Below are 16,367 nucleotides of genomic sequence, written 5' to 3' on the forward strand. Positions count from 1 at the left end.
TCAGTTTCGCACGGCGGCCCGTTCGTCGGCCTGCATCTTGAGACTCGACCGCTTTGACACCAGTGACGCGGTAAGGACGCCGATCGTGACAATCAGAATCAGGATCGTCGAAAGCGCGTTGATCTCGGGGCTGACCCCAAGGCGAATGGACGAGAAGATCTTGATTGGAAGGGTCGTGGCCGAGGGCCCAGAGGTAAAGGATGCGATAACCAGGTCGTCGAGCGACAGTGTAAAGGCCAGAAGCCAACCCGAGATTACGGCCGGTGCAATGATCGGCAGCGTGACAAGGCGGAAAGCCTCGAACGGTGTGCTACCCAGATCGAGGGCCGCCTCCTCCAGAGAGCGGTCAAAACTGACCAGGCGCGATGACACGACGACCGAGACAAAGCACATTGAAAAGGTCGTGTGTGCCAAAACGATGGTCAGGACGCCCCGGTCCAGCCCGATCCCGATAAAGAGCAGCAAGAGCGACAGACCGGTAATCACTTCGGGCATCACAAGCGGCGCATAGATCATGCCCGAAAACAGCGTCCGCCCCCAGAATCGACCACCCCGGATCAGCACATACGCAGCCATCGTTCCCAGGACCGTGGCGATGGTCGAAGACGCGACCGCCACCTTGAGCGTGACCCAAGCTGCGTTCAGAAACGCCTCGTTCTGCAAGAGCTCACCATACCACCTGGTGCTGAACCCGGCCCAGACCATGACGAGTTTGGACGCGTTGAAACTGAAGATGATCAGGATGAGCATCGGGATATAGAGGAACGCAAAGCCCAGTGTCAGCGAGGTCGCGTTGAACCAGGTGAACCGCCTCATCCTTCGGCCTCTCGTTGCTTTTGCTCGTTGCGTTGAAAGAGGATGATCGGGACGATCAGGATCAACAACAGGACGACCGCCACCGCGGATGCGATCGGCCAATCGCGGTTGTTGAAGAACTCCTCCCACAGAACCTTGCCGATCATCAGCGTCTGCGAACCGCCAAGAAGCGAAGGGATGACAAACTCGCCCAGGGCGGGAATGAAGACGAGAAAACACCCGGCGATGATCCCGCTTTTTGAAAGCGGCACCGTCACGAGCCAGAACGCCGAGGCGCGCGAACAGCCCAGATCCTCGGCCGCTTCGAGCAGCGACTCGTCAAGTTTTTCAAGCGTGGCATAGATCGGCAGAACCATGAATGGCAGATAGGTATAGACGATCCCGATATAGACCGCCGTGTCGGTGTTGAGGATTCTGACAGGCGCGTCGATCACCCCTATCCAGAGCAGAAACTGGTTAAGCAGCCCCTCGCGGCTCAGAATACCCATCCATGCATAAACGCGGATCAGAAAGCTGGTCCAGAAGGGCAGGATGACCAAAAGCATCAGGGTCGGCCGCCATTCGTCGGGTGCCTGCGCCATGCCATAGGCAATGGGGTAGCCGACGATCAGTGTCATGATGGTCGACAACAGGGCAATTTGGAGGCTGGAGAGGTAGGCTTTCCAGTAAAGTTCATCTGTCGTCAGGAACCAGAAATTCTCGAAATCCAGCCCCGCGAAGAATTCTCTCACACCCACCCACCCGGCACCGAGATCGAGTGTGGGCGTATACGGGGGAATCGAAAGCGCCGTGTCGGAAAGCGAGATTTTCAGGACGATCAGAAACGGGATCAGGAACAGCGCGAGCAGCCAGAGATAGGGAACCGCGATGAGAACAAGGCGCCGCATCTCAGACCTCAAGGACCACGGCGGCGGTTTCGGTCCAGCTGAGCCAGACCTCATCCTCCCAGCTCAGATCTCGGCGCGCGATGCGGCGGGTGTTGGCCGTCTGCGCCTTGATGATCTGACCCGAGGCCAGTTTCACGTGATAGGTCGAGAGGTTGCCCAGATAGGCAATGTCAAGGATCGTCCCCTTGACGAGATTTGTCCTGCCTTCGGGCTTCTCGGCCGAGACAGTCACCTTCTCGGGACGGATCGCCAGATAGCATTTCCCGGCTGGTCCGAGATCCCTCGATGTCTTTGCATGAAGCACCGGCTGGCCCTCGGCAAAGGTGATGTCATAGCCAACGCCGGATCTTTTCGCGTGACCTTCGATGATGTTCACGTCACCAATGAAATCGGCGACATACAGCGAGTTCGGCGACTCATAGATCTGTGCGGGCGTATCGACCTGAATCAGGCGCCCCTCGTCCATCACCGCGACGCGGCTTGCGACGGTCATGGCCTCTTCCTGATCATGGGTCACGATCACGAAGGTCGTGCCGGTCTTTTCCTGGATGTCCATCAACTCGAACTGCGTGTCTTGTCGCAACTTCTTGTCGAGCGCGCCGAGGGGCTCATCGAGCAGGAGCAGCTTTGGTGCCTTGGCCAGGGAGCGCGCCAGCGCGACGCGCTGACGCTGGCCACCGGAAATCTGGTGAGGTTTGCGATGGGCGAACTTTTCAAGCCGGGTCAGTTGAAGCATCTCTGACACACGGTCCCCGATCGCTTTTTTGGGCAGTCTGTCTCGCTTCAGGCCGAAGGCAATGTTGTCCCAGACCGAAAGATGCGGAAAAAGCGCGTAGGATTGGAACATCATGTTCACGGCCCGCTTGTTGGGCGGCACCGGAGCGATATCCTTTCCGGACAGGTAGATCGCACCTTCGCTGACGCCCTCGAAACCCGCAAGCATCCGCATCATCGTTGTCTTGCCGCATCCAGATGGACCCAGAAGGGCAAAGAACTCGCGCTCGAAGATATCCAGTGACAGATTGTCGATCGCGGTGAAATCACCAAAGCGCTTGGTCACATTGCGAAACTGGATGAGCGGTTCCTGATCGGGATCGTTCCAGGGTTCGAACACGGTCTGCGCCATCGACTATTCCTCTGAAAAAAGGCCCGCGCCTGCGATGGCGCGGGCCTGCTTTGGCTTCTGATCAGGTGCCGGACTTGATCTTGGTCCAGAGGCGCGTCACGACCCGCTGCACCCGCGCATCATAGGGTGTGGTCGTGAAAAGGTTTTCGAGGGTGTCCTCGTCAGGATAGATTGCCGGATCGTTGATGACATCCTCGGCAAGAAATTCCTGCGAAGCCTCGTTGCCGTTGGCAAAGTAGACATAGTTCGACGCGGCCGCCATGTTTTCGGGGTCCATGATGAAGTTCAGGAACTTGTGAGCGCCCTCCGGATTGGGGGCATCCACGGGAATGGCCATCTGGTCGAACCACATCTGCGCCCCTTCGACCGGCGCGTTATAGACGATCTCAACGTCATTGTCGGCCTCTTCGGCACGGTCGCGCGCCTGAAGAACATCGCCAGACCAGCCGACCGCGACACAGATGTCTCCATTGGCCAGCGCGTTGATATACTCGGAGCTGTGGAATTTCTGGATGTAGGGCCGCACCGGCTCGAACACGCCTTCCGCCTTGGCGATGACATCGGGGTCATGGCTGTTGGGATCTTCCCCGATGTATTTGAGTGCCGCCGGGATCATCTCGGCGGGCGCGTCAAGGAAGTGCACGCCGCAATCGGCCAGCTTTTCCATGTTCGCGGGATCGAAAACAAGCGCAAGCGAGTTGATCGGTGCGTCGTCGCCCAGAACCTCCCTGACCTTGCCGACATTCACCCCGAGCCCGGTCGTGCCCCACATGTAATTGATCGAGTAGGCGTTGTCCGGGTCATATTGCTCGGTGCGTTCGTCAATCACATCCCACATGTTTTCAATGTTGGGCAGCTTGGACTTGTCCAGTTCCTGGAAGGCGCCCGCCGTTATCTGGCGCTGCAGAAAAGTGCCGGACGGGACAACGACATCGTAACCTGATCCACCGGCAAGCATCTTGGTTTCCAGAACTTCGTTGCTGTCAAACACATCATAGACCAGGTCGATGCCGGTCTCTTCCTCGAATTTCTCGAGCAGGTCCTCGTCGATGTAATCGGACCAGTTGTAGACGCGAACTTCTTCGGCGGTGGCCATGCCCGCGAAAAGAGCGAGCGAAGCTGCGGCGGTGAGCAGATGGTTTCTCATTTCAGTCTCCCTTTGTTGAGGTCGTGCGCCTCTTGTCGCAAGATTTGATCAAGTTTTTTCCCATCATGCAACATGGCAATTTCATTTCACTGCTTGTAACCTTGTCGGAAACGGCCCATCGACGAAAGCGCGCCCTTGCAGATGATTAAAAACTTGGCAGATCGATCCGGCAAAAACTCGGCAACGGAGCGCATGCTGCCGTCCCTTCCGGCCCATGAGCAGGTATACAGACGGTTGCGCGAGACGATTCTGTTTGGAGAACTCGCACCGGGACAACCGGTCACGATCCAGGGACTTACCTCGACTCTCAATGCCGGCATGACGCCCGTGCGAGAGGCAATCCGCAGGTTGATTGCCGAAGGAGCCCTGGTTTCAAACGACAATCGGCGCGTCAGTGTTCCGAACCTAAGTGTGGGAAATATAGATGAAATCATATATGCTCGCCAAGCGATTGAAACCGAATTGGTGCTGCGTGCAGCACAGCGCGGATCGGTAGAGGACGTTGAGGACCTTGCTCGGATCGACATGCGTCTCGATCAGGCGATACTGAACGGAAACCTGCGCGCTTATCTCGAAGAAAACTATCGCTTTCACAAGACATTGTACGCACTGGCAGATGCCCCGATCCTGTCTTCCCTGGCCGATGGGCTTTGGTTGCGTTATGGGCCCTCGTTGCGCGTGGTTTGCGGCCGAATGGGGACGCAGAATCTGCCGGATCGGCATAAAGAGGCGTTGGATGCGCTCAGGGCAAGAGATGCACTTGCGGCCGCGGAAGCGATGCGTGGAGACGTGATTCAGGGCATGGAGCAGGTTCGCCAGGCCATCGCCGAATCAGAGCAATTGCCACATGATTCGATTGACACCGCATAATTTGATCATATTCTGAATGCGACGCTCCGGGCTTGGCTTGGAGCATGTTGTATCCCCCACTTGCGAGGCTTTCCGAATGATACCGATCTCGAATCACATGCCGACGAAAGAGCTTCAGGCGCTTGATGCGGCGCATCACATGCATCCTTTCACCGCAGGTGACGAACTGGCCGAGAAGGGCGCCCGCGTGATCACCCGGGCAAGTGGCGTGACGCTGACGGATAGCGAAGGTAACGAGATACTGGATGCGATGGCGGGCCTTTGGTGCGTCAATATCGGCTACGGCAGGGCGGAACTTGCCGAGGTTGCAGCCCGGCAGATGAAAGAGCTTCCCTATTACAATACTTTCTTTCAAACGACGCATGTGCCCGCGATCGCCCTTGCAAATCGGTTGGCAGAACTGGCGCCCGGGGATCTGAACCATGTGTTCTTTGCCGGGTCGGGGTCCGAGGCCAATGACACCAACATGCGCTTGGTCCGCACCTACTGGGCCCAGAAGGGAAAACCCGACAAGCAGATCATCATCAGCCGCAAGAATGCCTATCATGGGTCGACGATGGCCGGGGCCTCTCTTGGCGGGATGACTCCGATGCATGCGCAGGGCGGCCTGCCGATCCCTGGCATCCACCATATCGACCAGCCCAACTGGTGGGCCGAAGGCGGTGACATGAGCCCGGAAGAATTCGGTCTGGCCCGGGCCCGCGCGCTGGAAGAGGCGATCCTTGAACTGGGCGAGGACAAGGTCGCGGCCTTTATCGCGGAACCGGTTCAGGGGGCGGGTGGTGTGATCGTGCCGCCCGAAACCTATTGGCCCGAGATCCAGCGGATTTGCGACAAGTACGAGATCCTGTTGATTGCTGATGAGGTCATCTGCGGCTTTGGTCGCACAGGGCAATGGTTCGGCAGCCAGACAATGGGCATCCGCCCGCATATCATGACCATCGCCAAGGGTCTGTCATCGGGATACGCCCCGATTGGCGGCTCTATCGTTTGCGACGAAGTGGCCGAGGTAATCGGGGCCTGCGAGTTCAATCACGGCTATACCTATTCCGGTCATCCCGTCGCGGCGGCTGTCGCGCTGGAGAATCTGCGGATTCTCGATGAAGAGAAGATCGTTGAAACCTGTGGAACCGAAACCGCCCCGTATCTCAAGCAGAAATGGGAAGCTTTGGCCGATCATCCGCTCGTCGGCGAGGCGCGGATCGTCGGCATGATGGGGTCAATCGCCCTGACACCCGACAAGGCATCGCGCGCGAAATTCGCATCGGATCCGGGCACCATCGGCCTTATCTGTCGCGAACGGTGCTTTGCCAACAATCTGGTGATGCGCCATGTCGGCGACCGGATGATCATCTCGCCGCCGCTGGTCATCAGCAAGGGCGAAATCGACACCTTGATCGAACGTGCATCCCGGGCTCTTGATGAATGCCTGGCCCAGGCCACGGAACGTGGGCTCATGGTGCCGGCAAGCTAGGTGGCCGGAACGTAGCGTTCTGCTTGCCAATGCGACCTGAATGATTTGAGCATCCCGCTCGCGCAGGCGTGGGAGGGAATTGATGATCGAGTTTGAACCGGGTGCACCGGAAAGCAGGCCCACGAAAACCGTCGTGGACATGATCCGCGACGCGGCAGAACGCAATACGGACAAGGAAGCGTTGGTCGAGGGGGACACGCGCCTGACATGGCGCGCGCTGGATCGCCGGACCAACCAGGTCGCCAATCAGCTGCGCGCGCTTGGTGTCGAGAAGGGAGATCGGGTTGCAATCCTGTCGGAAAACTCGGCAGCTTTTGCGGAGATTTTCCTTGGAACGATCCGGGCCGGTGCTTGCCTGGTACCGCTGTCCACGATGGCGTCCTCCGAAGCCTTGGGAAAGATGATCGCGGATTGCACGCCCAAGGTCTTTTTCCTGTCGGATCAATATAGGCCACTGGCGCAGCCGTTTTTGCCCGATCTGGACGCGATCCGGATCGCGCTGGATTTTGATGCGGACGGATGGATCGGTTACACGGCGTTCCGGGACAAAGGCGACACGTCCGATCCCATGGTGCCCATCGGAATGAAGGACGCGTTCAACCTGATCTATTCTTCCGGCACCACCGGCACGCCCAAGGGCATTCTTCACAACCATTATATGCGTGCGGTCCAGATGGAGCGGATCGAACCCGCCGGATATGTGGATACTGCGCGGACATTGCTTTCGACGCCGCTCTATTCCAACACGACGATTGTAGCGTTTCTGCCCACTCTGGCGGGTGGGTCCTGCGTGCACCTGATGGGCAAGTTCGACGTGTTGCGCTATCTCGAAATCGTTGAGCAAGAGAAAATCACGCACACGATGCTTGTTCCGGTTCAATACAAGCGGATCATGGAACATCCCGATTTCGGCAATTTCGACCTGTCGTCCATGCAGGCCAAGTTTTCCACCTCGGCCCCGCTTCGCGCGGACATCAAACGCGATGTCCTAACCCGGTTCCCCGGTGGCCTGACCGAATACTACGGCTTGACCGAAGGCGGTGGAGTCAGTGTTCTGGCGGCGCATGAGCACCCCGAGAAGCTCCACACCGTGGGCCAGCCTGGCCCAGGCGTAGAATTCCGCCTTGTAGATGAAGATGGAAACGAGGTTGCCCCGGGCGAGATCGGGGAGATCTGTGGCCGCTCCGGTGCGATGATGGCGGGGTATTTCGGGCGTGATGACCTGACCGAGGAAACCATCTGGCGCGACGCAAACGGCCGAGTGTTCTTTCGCTCGGGCGACATGGGCTCGTTTGATGAAGACGGATTTCTGGTGCTCAGCGACCGCAAGAAAGACATGATCATTTCCGGTGGTTTGAACATCTATGCCAACGATCTGGAACTGGTTCTTCTGGATGACCCCGATCTGACCGACGCTGCAGTTGTCGGTATCCCGTCGGAGCAATGGGGCGAGACGCCGGTGGGTTTCGTCGTTCTACGTCAAACCGCGACACGTTCAGCTCAGGATATTCTCGAAGCGGCCAACGCGCGATTGGGCAAGAGCCAGAGACTGCACAGCTTACGCGTGATGAACACTCTTCCGCGCAGTGAGATCGGCAAGATCCTCAAACGGGATCTGCGCAAGGAGTTCCTTGCCTAGGCCGCTACCTTGCGGCCCAACCCCTTGAGCATATCGAGGCAGGCCGAGAGCTGTTTGAGTTCTATGTATTCATCGGGTTTATGGGCCTGATCGATCGAGCCCGGGCCACAGACCACCGCGGACAGACCCAGCGACTGGAACAGCCCCGCTTCGGTCCCGAAGGCCACGACATCGGCGTCATTGCTTCCAGTCAGACCAGCGACAAGGTCTCGTGCCTCGTTTTCGGGCATGGGTTCCAGCCCGGTCACCTCACCTATGGTTTCGGTTTCAATCGAGGCATCCGGGCAAATGGCGCGCATGGCTGGCAACAGCACGGTTTCGGCATAGCGCGTGATTTCAGATGTCACATAGTTATAGTCATCAGATTGAACCGGCCGGAACTCCCATTCCACCTCGGATTTTCCCACAATCACGTTATGCGCAACGCCGCCGGTCACACGCCCGATATTGAGCGTGGTCCATGGTGGATCAAAGCGGCTGTTTCCAGGCGCGCGGCCCTTCAACTCTTCGCGGATCTCCAGCAAGCGCGAGACATAGCGCACCGCGTACTCGGCAGCATTCACGCCACGATCGGGGGCCGATCCGTGACCTTCGAGACCGGAAAAGCGGGTCGTGTATTCACAGCATCCCTTGTGGCCCTCGATGATCCTCATCATGGTCGGTTCGCCGATAACCGCAATGCCGGGTTTGATACCGCGTGCCTTTAGCTCCGAAACCAGCGTCTGCGCCCCGATGCATCCGGTTTCCTCGTCATGGGTGAAGGCGAAGTGGATTGGGCGGGATAATTCGCGGCGCGCAAACTCGGGTGCCATGGCGAGCGTTGCAGCGATAAAGCCTTTCATGTCGCAGGTGCCGCGGCCATAGAGCTTGTCATCCGCCTCATAAAGCTGGAACGGATCGGATCGCCAATCCTGATCGGCCACCGGCACGACGTCCGAATGACCAGACAACAGGATACCACCATCGCGATCCGGCCCGATCGTGGCGAAAAGGTTCGCCTTCGTCCCGCTGTCATCGGCATAGATATCGACACTCGCGCCGATGTCATAAAGTAACGCACCCATATGCTGTATCATGTCCAGATTGCTGTCGGTGGACACGGTCGGAAAGGATATGAGTTCGCTCAATATGTCCTTGGTACGAGCAAGATCGGTCATGGTTTCACGAACATCTGACGCGGGCGATTGCAGAAAGCCTCGGCCGGACCACTCTCGCGGATCAGGATAGGCTCGGTGATTTCAAGGCCCCAGGTGGGTGTCCAGAGACCCGGCATGAAATGAAAGGTCATGCCCGGTTCGAGCACGGTTTCATCTTCGGCGCGCAGTGAAATGGTGCGTTCGCCCCAGTCCGGCGGATAGGATAGTCCGATGGGATATCCGCAACGCGCGCCGCGTTCGATTCCAGCACTTTCCAGCGGCTTGGCCAGGGCATTCGCGATATCACATGCCCGGTTTCCGGCGCGGGCCATGTCAAGGCCGGCCTCCAGCCCCTCGACCAGTGCGGCCTCGGCGCGTTTCATGTCGTCTGGTGGCGTGCCGAGAAAGACGGTGCGAGAGAACGGAGTGTGATACCTGCGGTAGACACCAGCCAATTCAAAAAAGGTGCATTCGCCGGTCTTGAGCGCGTTGCCATCCCATGTCAGATGCGGCGCGGACGCATCGGCCCCCGACGGACACATCGGCACGATGGCCGGGTAGTCCCCCCAGTCCTCGCCAACGCCGCGCAATGCATCGCGATAGATTTCAGCCACCAATTCGTTCTTGCGCAACCCCGGTTCGGCGCGTTCGATCGCGCCGTCGATCATCTTTTCCGCGATGCGCGCGGCGCGGCGCATGAAGTTCAGTTCCTCCTCGGACTTCACTGCGCGCTGCCAGTTCACAAGCGCGGTCGCATCGACAATCTGCGCCTGCGGCAGGCAGTCGAGCAGTGTCGTGTACGCTTTTGCCGAGAAGTAATAATTCTCCATTTCGACGCCGATCCGCGCGCGCTCGAAACCCAGATCGGCGAGCAGAACGGCAAGGTGCTGCATCGGATGACGCGTGGTCGATTGGACGTATTCGTCCCCATAGGGGCGCAGGCTGTCATCCGAGAGCCAGGCGGTGCGACGTGCGCCATTCGCGTCCATGTTCCGGCCCCACCAGAACGGTTCGCCCTCCTGGGTCAGGATGACACCCTGATGCACGTAGAAGGACCATCCGTCATAGCCGGTCAGCCATGCCATGTTGGAGGGATCCTCGACGAAGAGAACGTCGATGCCCTGTTCGGACATCGCCGCGCGTGTCCGTTTCAACCGGCGTTGGTATTCCGCTTCGGAAAACGCGGTCGCGTTCCTTGTCATGCCCCACTCCTTCTTTCGCATGGGCGCATTAAACACGGTTAACGTGTTCTGGCCCCTTCGATTACGACAACCCGCACGCTTGCGGCGACGCGAGCAACCCGACACCAATCTTTGCAATTGGGCGGAAAAGGCGCCCATTTCTTCAACAGAAATGCCCGAATCGCCGTTTAAGACCTCAAATCTGTTGCAAACGAACGTCTAGCCCGGTTTACATACGATTCAACAAACGGCAAGAGCCGGGAAAAACAACAGGGAGCCGAAATTGGCAGCTTCGCAGACTTCGGATGCGTTCGTCGAGTTCGATCGCGTGCAAAAGAGTTATGACGGCGAAACGCTCGTCGTGAAAGACCTGAACCTCACGATGCCCAAGGGTGAGTTTCTGACCATGCTTGGTCCCTCCGGATCCGGCAAGACCACCTGCCTTATGATGCTCGCGGGGTTCGAGACAGCCACCCATGGCGATATCCGGTTGGGTGGCAAGTCCATCAACAACATTCCGCCGCACAAGCGCGGGATCGGCATGGTCTTTCAGAATTACGCGCTTTTCCCGCACATGACGATCGAGGAAAACCTGTCCTTCCCATTGGAGGTGCGCAACATCGGCAAATCCGATCGCGAGGCCAAGGTCAAGCGCGCTCTGGAAATGGTCGAGATGGGCAATTTCGGCAAGCGGCGCCCGGCCCAGCTTTCCGGCGGGCAGCAACAAAGGATTGCCTTGGCCCGCGCGCTCGTGTTCGAGCCCGAGCTTGTCCTGATGGACGAACCGCTCGGGGCGCTTGACAAGCAGTTGCGTGAAAAGATGCAGTTCGAGATCACCAACCTGGCCCACAGCCTTGGAATCACCGTGGTTTATGTGACCCATGACCAAACCGAGGCTCTGACCATGTCCGACAGGGTGGCGGTTTTCGATGACGGGGTCATTCAGCAGCTTGACACGCCAGACAAGCTTTACGAGGAGCCGATGAACAGCTTCGTGGCGCAGTTCATCGGTGAGAACAACACGCTGGAGGGTTTCGTCAAGGAGATCAGGAACGGCGTTGCACTGGTTCAGCTTGACGATGGCGAAGTGATAGATTGCAACCCCGTAAACGTGAGCAAGGCCGGTGAACGCACGCGCGTATCCATTCGCCCCGAACGGGTGGAATTCAACAAGGCGCGTCTTCAAGAGGGGGCCCATACGCTCAAGGCCGAAGTGCTTGAATTCATCTATATGGGTGACATCTTCCGCACGCGGCTCCGGGTCGCCGGGAATGACGAGTTCGTCGTCAAGACCCGCAATGCGCCCGACCAGAAAAGGCTTCAACCCGGAGAGCATATCGAGATCGGCTGGTTACCAGAAGACTGCCGGGCACTTGATGCCTGAAGGGAATGTGACCGTTCCGGGTCGTCCAGGACCCGGGGTGACGGCATGGGCCAATCCGCTGAACCCGGAGCGGCGGTCCTCAATAACGAAACGGGTCAACTAGGGAGAAAAAGCGAATGAAGCTCAAATCTGTACTGATGGCAACGGCACTCGCCGGCGTGGCGTTCGGCGCCCAGGCGCAGGAAGTAACCGTGATGTCGTGGGGCGGGGCCTATACGAAGTCCCAGGTCGAAGCCTATCACAAGCCGTTCACTGCCGAGACCGGCATCAAGGTGAATTCGGTCGATGCCGACAACCCGGCCACCCCGATCAAGGCGCAGGTCGAAGCGGGCAATGTCTCGGTTGATGTCGCCGACGTCGAATTCTCCGACGCGGTGCGCCTCTGTGACGAAGGCCTGCTCGAACTTATCGACCACAGCATGCTTCCGCCTGCCCCTGATGGCACCCCGGCGACCGAGGATTTCATCGAAGGCGCGCTGCAGGATTGCGCCGTGGCCAGCATCGTGTGGTCAACTGTGGTGTCCTATAACTCTGACAATGTCGATGGCACGCCGACCTCGATCGCGGATTTCTTCGATACGGAGAAATTCCCCGGCAAGCGCGGCCTGCGCAAATCGGCCAAGGCGACCCTTGAAATGGCGCTGATGGCAGATGGCGTTCCCGCAGAAGAGGTCTATGACGTGCTCGATACCTCTGAAGGCGTGGATCGCGCCTTTGCGGTTCTCGATGGGATCAAGGACGACATCGTCTGGTGGGAAGCCGGCGCACAGCCGCCGCAACTGCTCGCCGATGGCGAGGTGGTGATGTCCACTGCCTATAACGGCCGTATCTTCAACGCCGCCGTCATGGAAGAGCAACCTCTTGAAATCCTGTGGGATGGCCAGATCCTCGACTTCGACCTTTTCGTGGTGCCCCGTGGTGCGGCCAATATGGAGAACGCGATGGAGTTCATCTCTTTTGCCACTGACACGCAGCGCCTGGCAGATCAGGCCAAGTGGATCTCCTACGGTCCGGCACGCAAGTCTTCTGGCGAGCTCGTGGGACTGTACCAGGATGGAGAAACCGAGATGGGCCCGCATATGCCCACAGCGGAAGCCAATCTTGAAAACGCTCTGGTCAACAATTTCGAGTTCTGGGTCGACATGGACGCCGAGCTGAATGAGCGTTTCAACGCCTGGTTGGCGAACTGAGTCAGCACACGGCCCGGGGCACATGACCCGGGCCGGATGACAACGGGCGGGGCGCCAATGGGACGGCCTGCCCCCACTGGGACAGGATGACGGCATCGATGAGCGACGCAACGGCCAATCAATCGCTGACCACCGCGGATGGCATACCTCTCAAGGCTGCCCTTGCAAGGGCAGAAGCACGGGCGCGGCGCCGTGCATTCCTTCTCGTGCTTCCCCTGCTCGCCTTCATCCTGATCACCTTCGTAACGCCGATTGCACAGATGCTGCATCAATCTGTCTATAACGAAGGCTTCACGATGCATACCGACGTCATAACCGGCGAGCGCACGCCGATCATGACGAACGTCAAGGAATGGTTCGACGAAAACCCTGTCGGGACCGAACCAGACGAGGCGGCCTATGCCGCGCTGGCAGAGGACATAAGAAAACTGCGAGAAGTGCGGGCCGCCGGCTCGGCCGGGACGCGGATCAATTATGAACGGTCCGGCACCCGGTCGATGTTCACCAAGGCCAACAGGAGCATCACCGGCCTTGAACCACCTTACAAGGAGGCCTTCATCGAGCTTGACGAGGAATGGGGTGCCCCGGACCTCTGGCAGGTCATGCGCGATGCATCCACCCCTTACACGGTAAATTTCTATCTTGCCGCGATCGACCTCAAGAAATCGCCCGACGGGGGCTTTGAGGGCGTTCCGGACAATCGCAAGGTCTATGTGAACCTGTTCCAGCGCACGTTGTTCCTGTCGGTGCTGATCACCTTCCTGACCTTTGTACTGGGGTATCCGATCGCACATCTGCTGGCGACCCTGCCGCTCCGCCAATCGAACCTGTTGATGATCCTCGTCCTCCTGCCCTTCTGGACCTCGCTCTTGGTGCGCACGACAAGCTGGATCGTGCTGCTTCAATCCGAAGGGGTGCTCAATGACGCGCTGGTGGGTGCGGGGTTGCTTGGCGACGAGAACCGGCTCCCGATGATGTATAACCAGATCGGTACGGTGGTTGCGATGACACATATCCTGCTGCCGTTCATGGTGTTGCCGCTCTACTCGGTAATGCGGCCGATCAACCCCTCCTATGTGCGCGCCGCACGCAGCCTTGGCGCGACAAGCTGGACCGCGTTCTGGCGAATCTATTTTCCACAGACGATTCCGGGGATCGGGGCCGGGGCGTTGTTGGTGTTTATCCTGTCGGTCGGCTATTACATCACACCCGCGCTTGTCGGGGGCGCCAGCGGGCAGCTGATTTCGAACCTGATCGCCTTTCACATGCAGAACTCGCTCAACTGGTCGCTTGCCGCGGCGCTTGCGGCACTTTTGCTCGGCGGGGTTCTGATCCTTTACTGGCTCTATGACCGCCTTGTCGGAATCGACAACCTGAAACTGGGATGATCGCGATGAATTCAGATGTTTCGACCACGCAGGCAACCGCGTCTTTCCGCTTCTCCTTGTCCTTTTTTGCTCTTCTGTCGGCCTTCGTGGTTCTGGTCGTGATGAACGCCCGGGCATCGGGTTTGCTCGAGGCCGCAACGGCGATGCTGGTGACCAGCGTGGTGGCGGCGGGCATGGCATTCGTTCTGGTGTCGGTCTTTGACAGCAAGCGGACAGCAATGATCGTGCTGGGTGCGATGGGTCTCGTTCTCGGGCTGTTTGCCGGGGGCATCGGCGGGGCGATCGCAGGGACAATTCTGGCAGTCCTGATCGCCCATTTCGTGTTCTGGGTTCACTATCGACATTATCTGGATGGCTTGCCCAACTATCTGACTTCGAACGAAGTTCTGTGGCATTACACGTATCTTGCCATCTGCAGCATCATTTTTGTTTTCCTGATCGCACCGATCCTCGTCATCATCCCGCTCAGCTTCAACGTAGCGCCCTATTTCACCTTCACGGAGAAGATGCTGGCTCTTGATCCCACGGGCTATTCGCTCCGCTGGTATGACCTGCTGCTGACTTTCGGGATGACCAATCCCGATGCGCCGCGTGACCTGAGTTGGTGGGCTGATGCCTGGGACAACGCGAGGTGGATCAACGCCGCCAAGAACTCGATCATAATCGGGTTCTTCTCGACGATCCTGGCCACCACGTTGGGCACCATCGCCGCGCTGGGACTGAGCCGGTCGGAAATGCCCTATCGCCGGGCGATCATGGCCATCCTGATTTCACCGATGATCGTGCCGATCATCATCGTGGCAACGGGCCTGTTCTTCTTCTACTCGGCGCTCGGCATTCAGAACTGGGGCATTCCCTATCTGGGCGTCGTGCTGGCCCACGCCACACTGGGCATTCCGTTCGTGATCATCACCGTGACCGCGACGCTTGTCGGGTTCGATCATTCGCTCACCCGCGCGGCGGCCAGCCTCGGGGCCGACTCGTTCACGACCTTTCGGCGCGTGCAGATGCCGTTGATCCTTCCCGGTGTCGTGTCGGGCGCGCTGTTTGCTTTCGTTACGTCATTTGACGAGGTTGTGGTGGTTCTTTTCGTCGGTGCTCTGGACGAGCAGACCATCCCCCGGCAAATGTGGAACGGGATCCGCGAACAGATCAGCCCGGCAATCCTGTCGGTGGCAACGATCCTTGTCGTGATCTCGATCCTGCTCCTGACCACGGTGGAGCTTCTGCGCCGTCGGTCGGAGCGTCTCAGGGGGGTTACCCCCCAGTAAAAGGGAGGGTAAGTCATTGGAAATCAATGGTAAGATTGCAGTTGTAACGGGTGCTGCCCAAGGTATCGGCCGGGCGCTATGTATTGCGTTGAAAGATGCGGGTGCGCGTCATGTGGTGGCGGTGGACCTCGATATCGACGGTGCGGCGGAAACTGCGGACATGGTGGATGGCACGGCTGTTGCCTGTGATGTCAGCGATCAGCACCAGGTCGAAGGCATGCTCGACAAGGTCGAGGCGGATATCGGGCCGATCGACCTTATGTGTTCGAACGCGGGCATTCTGACCGGGAAAGATGACTCGTTTGACAACATCGCGTTCGCCAGCACGGAGGCCTGGAACAAGGCCTGGGCGGTGAATGTCATGGCGCATGTCCATGCCGCGCGCCATCTGATCCCGAAAATGAAGGCGCGTGGCGGTGGGTATTTCATGCATACGGCCAGCGCCGCGGGGTTGCTTAATCAAGTGGGATCAGCGGTTTACGGGGTGACGAAACATGCCGCAGTGGGGTTTGCCGAGGCGCTGGCGCTGGGCCACAAGGACGACAATATCCGCGTGAGCGTCCTGTGCCCGCAGGGGGTGGATACGGCGATGGTGCGCAATGCCGGCGACAACCCGGCCACGGCGGACGGAGTCCTTTCAACTCAAGAGGTTGCACAGAAAACGCTGGATGCGATCCGGTCTGAGACCTTCCTTGTTCTGCCGCATGAGGAGGTTGCGCAATACATGCGCAACAAGGTCGAGAATTACGACCGCTGGATCGGCGGAATGGCCAAGTTGCAGCGCATTTACAAGAACGCCAACGCGAAATCGTAAACGCCGCAAAAAGGACCAAAACCGGGGGGGTGATAAGCGTATGA

At 58.6% G+C, this 16,367-nt stretch carries 14 protein-coding genes; 8 read left to right on the forward strand and 6 right to left on the reverse strand.

The genetic code is table 11. From position 1 onward, the window contains the following. The 4 genes from ACESL9_RS04105 to ACESL9_RS04120 form a co-directional block, all read right to left on the reverse strand. Positions 1–816, reverse strand: a complete 816-nt coding sequence (locus ACESL9_RS04105; RefSeq protein WP_372610169.1) for an ABC transporter permease — start codon at positions 814–816, stop codon at positions 1–3. Continuing rightward, the gene (locus ACESL9_RS04110; protein WP_372610167.1) at positions 813–1,703 is read right to left on the reverse strand and encodes an ABC transporter permease subunit; all 891 of its coding nucleotides are present in this window, start codon (positions 1,701–1,703) and stop codon (positions 813–815) included. Before ACESL9_RS04110 ends, ACESL9_RS04105 begins: the two co-directional genes overlap by 4 nt. A gap of 1 nt (position 1,704) precedes the next feature. Beyond that, entirely contained in the window at positions 1,705–2,829 is a 1,125-nt protein-coding gene (locus ACESL9_RS04115; protein WP_372610165.1) for an ABC transporter ATP-binding protein, read from the reverse strand. Positions 2,830–2,890: 61 nt separating this feature from the next. Next, on the reverse strand, positions 2,891–3,976 hold the full coding sequence (locus ACESL9_RS04120; protein WP_372674534.1) for a polyamine ABC transporter substrate-binding protein: 1,086 nt from the start codon (positions 3,974–3,976) through the stop codon (positions 2,891–2,893). A 192-nt stretch (positions 3,977–4,168) separates the two neighbouring features. On the opposite strand from ACESL9_RS04120, the gene ACESL9_RS04125 reads away from it, so the two are divergent. From ACESL9_RS04125 to ACESL9_RS04135, 3 genes are all read left to right on the forward strand, one after another. Beyond that, complete coding sequence (locus ACESL9_RS04125) at positions 4,169–4,846, forward strand: GntR family transcriptional regulator (RefSeq protein WP_372610685.1); 678 nt, start codon at positions 4,169–4,171, stop codon at positions 4,844–4,846. Positions 4,847–4,922: 76 nt separating this feature from the next. Further along, entirely contained in the window at positions 4,923–6,320 is a 1,398-nt protein-coding gene (locus ACESL9_RS04130; RefSeq protein WP_372610161.1) for an aspartate aminotransferase family protein, read from the forward strand. Between the two features lie 82 nt (positions 6,321–6,402). Then, entirely contained in the window at positions 6,403–7,959 is a 1,557-nt protein-coding gene (locus tag ACESL9_RS04135) for a class I adenylate-forming enzyme family protein (protein WP_372674536.1), read from the forward strand. Here the strand turns inward: ACESL9_RS04135 and argE are convergent. Beyond that, complete coding sequence (gene argE, locus ACESL9_RS04140) at positions 7,956–9,116, reverse strand: acetylornithine deacetylase (protein WP_372674537.1); 1,161 nt, start codon at positions 9,114–9,116, stop codon at positions 7,956–7,958. The genes ACESL9_RS04135 and argE overlap by 4 nt on opposite strands. Then, positions 9,113–10,297: a M24 family metallopeptidase gene (locus tag ACESL9_RS04145; protein WP_372610155.1), complete on the reverse strand. Its 1,185-nt coding sequence runs from the start codon at positions 10,295–10,297 to the stop codon at positions 9,113–9,115. Before ACESL9_RS04145 ends, argE begins: the two co-directional genes overlap by 4 nt. Positions 10,298–10,559: 262 nt before the next feature. Here ACESL9_RS04145 and ACESL9_RS04150 point away from each other — a divergent pair, with 262 nt between their 5' ends. The 5 genes from ACESL9_RS04150 (at position 10,560) to ACESL9_RS04170 (ending at position 16,323) form a co-directional block, all read left to right on the forward strand. Further along, positions 10,560–11,660, forward strand: a complete 1,101-nt coding sequence (locus ACESL9_RS04150; protein WP_372610153.1) for an ABC transporter ATP-binding protein — start codon at positions 10,560–10,562, stop codon at positions 11,658–11,660. A gap of 116 nt (positions 11,661–11,776) precedes the next feature. Continuing rightward, a complete protein-coding gene (locus ACESL9_RS04155; protein ID WP_372610151.1) occupies positions 11,777–12,850 on the forward strand; it encodes an ABC transporter substrate-binding protein in 1,074 nt (357 codons plus the stop codon). A gap of 98 nt (positions 12,851–12,948) precedes the next feature. Continuing rightward, the gene (locus ACESL9_RS04160) at positions 12,949–14,238 is read left to right on the forward strand and encodes an ABC transporter permease (protein WP_372674538.1); all 1,290 of its coding nucleotides are present in this window, start codon (positions 12,949–12,951) and stop codon (positions 14,236–14,238) included. Between the two features lie 356 nt (positions 14,239–14,594). Further along, complete coding sequence (locus ACESL9_RS04165) at positions 14,595–15,509, forward strand: ABC transporter permease (protein WP_372610683.1); 915 nt, start codon at positions 14,595–14,597, stop codon at positions 15,507–15,509. Between the two features lie 16 nt (positions 15,510–15,525). Next, positions 15,526–16,323, forward strand: a complete 798-nt coding sequence (locus tag ACESL9_RS04170; protein WP_372610147.1) for an SDR family NAD(P)-dependent oxidoreductase — start codon at positions 15,526–15,528, stop codon at positions 16,321–16,323. The last annotated feature ends 44 nt before the right edge of the window (positions 16,324–16,367 follow it).

Source organism: Aquicoccus sp. (genome assembly GCF_041686535.1).
Lineage (GTDB): Bacteria > Pseudomonadota > Alphaproteobacteria > Rhodobacterales > Rhodobacteraceae > Aquicoccus.